5 protein-coding genes are annotated in these 5,144 nt (G+C 31.5%); 1 reads left to right on the forward strand and 4 read right to left on the reverse strand.

Features of this window, described 5'->3' with window-relative positions:
* Window positions 1-170: 170 nt before the first annotated feature.
* From QZQ55_RS10530 to QZQ55_RS10545, 4 genes are all read right to left on the reverse strand, one after another.
* The gene (locus tag QZQ55_RS10530) at window positions 171-728 is read right to left on the reverse strand and encodes a lipoprotein (protein WP_295093136.1); all 558 of its coding nucleotides are present in this window, start codon (window positions 726-728) and stop codon (window positions 171-173) included.
* A 191-nt stretch (window positions 729-919) separates the two neighbouring features.
* On the reverse strand, window positions 920-1,681 hold the full coding sequence (locus QZQ55_RS10535; RefSeq protein WP_295093138.1) for a C39 family peptidase: 762 nt from the start codon (window positions 1,679-1,681) through the stop codon (window positions 920-922).
* A gap of 100 nt (window positions 1,682-1,781) precedes the next feature.
* Complete coding sequence (locus QZQ55_RS10540) at window positions 1,782-2,888, reverse strand: cell wall metabolism sensor histidine kinase WalK (protein WP_295093140.1); 1,107 nt, start codon at window positions 2,886-2,888, stop codon at window positions 1,782-1,784.
* A gap of 12 nt (window positions 2,889-2,900) precedes the next feature.
* Window positions 2,901-3,584: a response regulator transcription factor gene (locus tag QZQ55_RS10545; RefSeq protein ID WP_363128276.1), complete on the reverse strand. Its 684-nt coding sequence runs from the start codon at window positions 3,582-3,584 to the stop codon at window positions 2,901-2,903.
* A gap of 138 nt (window positions 3,585-3,722) precedes the next feature.
* Here QZQ55_RS10545 and QZQ55_RS10550 point away from each other — a divergent pair, with 138 nt between their 5' ends.
* Window positions 3,723-5,072, forward strand: a complete 1,350-nt coding sequence (locus QZQ55_RS10550; protein ID WP_295093142.1) for an MATE family efflux transporter — start codon at window positions 3,723-3,725, stop codon at window positions 5,070-5,072.
* Window positions 5,073-5,144: the final 72 nt, after the last annotated feature.

Raw genomic sequence — 5,144 nt, forward strand, 5'->3', positions numbered from 1 at the left:
CGAAAATGTGATTTAATCGTCCTTTTTAGGTACACTATATAATTTGGCGCTTACCAACTATATTATAATATTTATCTCATTATAAAAAACAGGAGCACCCCCCGCCAGATATGGGCAGAGGACACTCCTTCTAGGCTTATTGTAAACACAATCCAAACAATAATCAACTATCATTTATAGAATCTTAATACCTGATATTGATAATAGTCATCCTTATCTAGATAACCAACAGAAATACCTTTTCCATTATATGCTGTTTTACCACTACTTGATTTATCTTTTGCTTCTTCTAGTAATGTATCAATCTCAGTATCCGTTGCTTTATTGTAGTTTGCTTTAATGAGTTTTTTCGCATATGTAAGTGCCTCATCATTATATTTACTTGTCTTATTAACGAAAATAAGCATATAGTCTACAATATCACTTGCTTGATCTCCCGTATACTTCTCAGGTACAACAACTAAAGAAACACCTTCAAGAAGCCCATACCAATACTGATTATTCTTTTTTGTCAAATAATCAGTTGAAGCAGCGTTAAATGAACTATGATCTACTACTTCAGTATTGAATTTTGCAACTAATACATCTACTGTTTCTTTTTCTATAAAGCCATACTTTTCATAGCTTTCCTGCAGATTTTTCTTTGCGTCTTCTACCTTAGACTGACCACATCCTGATAATTCAAAAGCCATCAAACAACATAATAGAATAGTGAAAACTCTCTTCATGTGTATTCCTCCTCTCTATAAGTATAAGAAAATACATGACTTCTATCCATTCTTTTCATGTTCATACTTACAATCACTCATTTTTGATCAGCTAAAAATCATCTTATTGTCTTTATTAGTCTTGTAATAAACATATCTCATCACTTCAGATTATCAATAAAAATCACTCAACGATTTTATTGATTATAATCCTATCTTGAAAAGGACCATACATTTTTAATCTGTTTAGAAAGAGTATCATAACTCCATAAACGATTACTTCTTTTTCTAGAATTAGGATCATTAACTATGAACATACCGTGTTTCATCCCTTTAATAACTATGAGATGCCCTGAAGTTGTAAAATCTCCTGGTCTCATACTACATATCAGAGAACGATTATTCATAAGTTCATTTTTCATCGAAGAATAAGAGAGAGGAATATTTATTCCATGAATACCATAATGTTTCATACCTTCTGTAAAGAAAGACCACGATGTTCCATCTTGATAATAGCCATGACTATATGCATAAGATGCCACATCATAAGGGGTTATATTATTTTTTCCAGTGAGTCCTGCAATAATCATAGCCGCACTTGTAGGACCACAACCATTCATTCCAATCACGTTATTGCCATACTTTCCATAACCCCACCTTTGATCATATTGAAGTAAGAGAGGATAGTTTCCTTTTTTTACATAACCAATCGTATCTGTATAAACATGTCCTTTACGACTTGGATAGTTATAAACAAAATCAGTGAGTTCATCATTACAATAAAGAGATTGAATCATCGCATCAGGATATTGATTTTTATTATTTAATATAGTACGTAGTTTAGGATTAGAATGAGCTTTTATTTCTAAACCAATACCTTCCCTTAATCCACTTACTCCATCACTTTTATCATATGCAATATAACCTATAAAAATTGAGAATACACAAAGTAACACAATGACTATTTTTTTCATATGTTTTCATCTCCTTAAAAAAGCATCTTCATTACTTGTATTTTACCAATACAGTGAAGATGCTTCTTTAATACATTCTTATAGAATTCTTATGAACTTCTTAATTTTTAGGTAGAGTAATTGTAAAAACCGTTTCATTTTTATCACTTGATGCAAAGATAGAACCATGATGGAGTTCTACTATTTCCTTGGCAATAGCTAGTCCTAAACCACTTCCACCTGTTCTTGAAGTACGTGCTGAGTCTAAACGATAGAAGTTCTCAAATATACGATTTAGTTTTTCTTGAGGTATCTCTTTCCCTTTATTGATGACTTTAATAATAACATCATCATGCGTACTATGAACATCAATATTGATATCAGTATGATCCTTACTATAGCTAATCGCATTCTTGATCACATTACTAAAGACTCTGCTGAGTTTATCCGCATCACCATATAATGTGATATCTTCATCCTGGTTAAGATGGATATTCTTTTCCTGTTCTACTAAGACAGGATAGAAATCATCAATGATTTGTTCGAGCATGAGACGGATATCTAAATCTTCTTTTTCTAGAATAATCTTTTCTGAATTATAACGAGCTACTTCAAATAATTCATTAATGAGATCTTCTAAGCGATAAGATTTATCTAATGCAACATTAATATACTTCTCTCTTTGAGTATCAGGCATATCTTTAATTTCATCTAATAAAGATAAGTAACCAATCATAGAAGTCAATGGTGTTTTAATATCATGAGCTAAATAAACAATGAGTTCATCCTTCTTCTGTTCATTCTCTCTTGCAAGTCTCTCATTCTTTATTGATTCACTCTTTAGTTCATTAAATCGTCTTTCTATATCATAAAGTTCTTCTGGTAATGTGATATAGTCTACACTCTTATCTATCAATTCATGAGACGCATGAGTCAATGCATCCATATAATAGGATGTCTGTTTATAAAGATGATAAATCATAAACGCAAAAGTAAACAATGTACAGATCAATAAAAACAACAGAAGCGAGAGTGGATTCTTTACAATATTATAAAAGAACGCTAGAAACATATAAATATTAGAATCAAAATCATATACCCATTGAAAATCAAAAAAAGCAGCTAGATAGACTGCCAATACAAAAACAATTAACAGTCCTACTGTATAAGCTATATATTGTAGTATTGTACGTTTATAAATCTTTTTTAATATCGTATTAGTTTCCATATTATCCATCCTTTACTTTTCAATCTTATAGCCTACTCCATAGACTTTCTTTATATACTTAGGATTTCTTCCACCATCATGCATCTTTTCACGTAAGTGTCTAATATGCACCATGATTGTATTATTATCTCTCTTATAATAATCTTCTCCCCAGACCTTTAAAAATAAGTCATCACTCTTTACAACATTTCCTTTATGAAGACATAATTCCCATAGTATCGCAAATTCCGTTTTAGTAAGTTCTATCTTCTTTTCATTAAAATAGAATTCTCTTGTATCCTTATTAATACGTATACCTCTAAAATCTATTTCATTCTTTTCTTCTTTTTCATTATAGTTCTTATAACGTCTTAACTGTGCTTTCACTCTTGCAACAAGTTCTAGTGGCTGAAACGGTTTTGTGACATAATCATCTGCCCCAATACTCAAACCATTGATCTTATCAATATCCTCTACCTTAGCCGTCACAAAGATAATAGGAAACTTATACTTTCTTCTTATTGTATTGCATAAAGAAAAACCATCCATATCAGGCATCATCACATCTAAGATAGCTAAATCAATCTTTAAATCATCAATATCTCTTAATACATCCTGACTAGAATAGTACTTATATACAGTAAAATTTTCATTTTCTAAATAGATTTGTATTAAATCTGTAATCTCTTTTTCATCATCTACAACTAATATATTCATAAATATCCCCTCTTATGTATCATTATATCATTTACATTCCTATCAATTATTAATACTTTCTTAATTATTGAAAATTTCCTCTAGAGTTATCCATAAATAATATGGTATGATAGTCGCATTGTGTGGAGGGAAATAAACATGAAGAACATGACTAAAGGGAAACCATTAAATCTTATATTCTTGTTCGCATTACCACTTATGTTAGGTAATATCTTGCAGCAATTATATACAATGGTAGATACAATGATTGTAGGACAGTTCTTAGGTGTTAATGCCTTGGCAAGTCTAGGTGCTGCAGACTGGATTAACTGGGCGATTCTAGGAATAGTAATGGGCTTTACTCAAGGCTTTTCTATTCGTATCTCACGTACATTTGGGGCAGAAGATTATGGAAATATGAAAAGATCTATGTATATGATTTTCTTTTTATGTGCTTTCTTTTCTATCTTTACAACCATTGTTGCAGAATTATCTATCGTTCCATTATTAAAGCTATTAAATACACCATCTAACGTTATTCAAGGTTCTATCACATATTTAAGAATCATGTCCGGTGGTTTGACGATCACAATGTTTTATAACTGTTTTTCTAGTATATTGCGTTCTTTAGGTGATAGCCGTACACCATTACTCGCAATGATTGGTGGAGCAATCACAAATATCTGCTTAGATTTATTATTTGTAGTGGTATTTAAATGGGATATTGCAGGTGCTGCGATTGCGACATTATTAGCGCAGTTCTTAACTGCAATATTCTGTCTCTATATGTTGAAGAAGGAATTACCATTCAAGTTAGAACCCACAAAATTTAAGTTTGAAAAGAAGATTATCAAGAACTTATTACAGTTAGGTTCACCTCTTGCTTTCCAGAACCTCATTATTTCTATTGGTGGTATTATGGTACAGTCAGTAGTCAATCGTTTCGGATTCCTATTTATCGCAGGATTTACTGCCACAAATAAGTTATATGGTTTATTAGAAGTAGCTGCTATTTCATTTGGTTATGCTATTACAACATTCAATAGCCAGAACCTTGGTGCTAAGCAGTATGAACGTATTAAAAAAGGTGTGGCACAGGCCGCCTTCTTATCATTCTGTACTTCAGTGATTATTGGTGGTTCAATGGTTCTATTTGGTAAGCATATCTTATTACTCTTTATTTCAGGTACACCAGATCAGATTAATAAGGTACTTACTATTTCTTATAAGTATCTCTTCATTATGGCAGTATGTCTACCAATTCTTTATATGCTTCATTCATATAGAAGTGCCTTGCAGGGAATGGAAAATACATTTATACCAATGGTATCAGGTATTGTGGAACTCGTTATTCGTATAAGTGTTGCCCTCATCTTCCCTATATTCTTAGGTCAGAATGGTATTTATCTTGCAGAAGTACTCGCATGGACTGGTGCAGCAGTACTGCTTTATATATCATATAAAATAAAAATACATGCATTATTAAAAGATGCTGTAATGGGTAATTAACTCAATATGGTTTCAGATAATAGAGTAGACAAGAAACAATGTTAATATTGTAATTAATCATTATTTCTGCGC

This window comes from uncultured Catenibacterium sp. (assembly GCF_900540665.1).
Taxonomy (GTDB): Bacteria; Bacillota_I; Bacilli_A; order Erysipelotrichales; family Coprobacillaceae; genus Catenibacterium.

What these genes read in the sequence shown, in the direction of transcription:
- QZQ55_RS10530 (WP_295093136.1), bottom strand. Translation starts at nt 728, where the DNA reads ATGAAGAGAGTTTTCACTATTCTATTATGTTGTTTGATGGCTTTTGAA.
- QZQ55_RS10535 (WP_295093138.1), bottom strand. Translation starts at nt 1,681, where the DNA reads ATGAAAAAAATAGTCATTGTGTTACTTTGTGTATTCTCAATTTTTATA.
- QZQ55_RS10540 (WP_295093140.1), bottom strand. Translation starts at nt 2,888, where the DNA reads ATGGAAACTAATACGATATTAAAAAAGATTTATAAACGTACAATACTA.
- QZQ55_RS10545 (WP_363128276.1), bottom strand. Translation starts at nt 3,584, where the DNA reads ATGAATATATTAGTTGTAGATGATGAAAAAGAGATTACAGATTTAATA.
- QZQ55_RS10550 (WP_295093142.1), top strand. Translation starts at nt 3,723, where the DNA reads ATGAAGAACATGACTAAAGGGAAACCATTAAATCTTATATTCTTGTTC.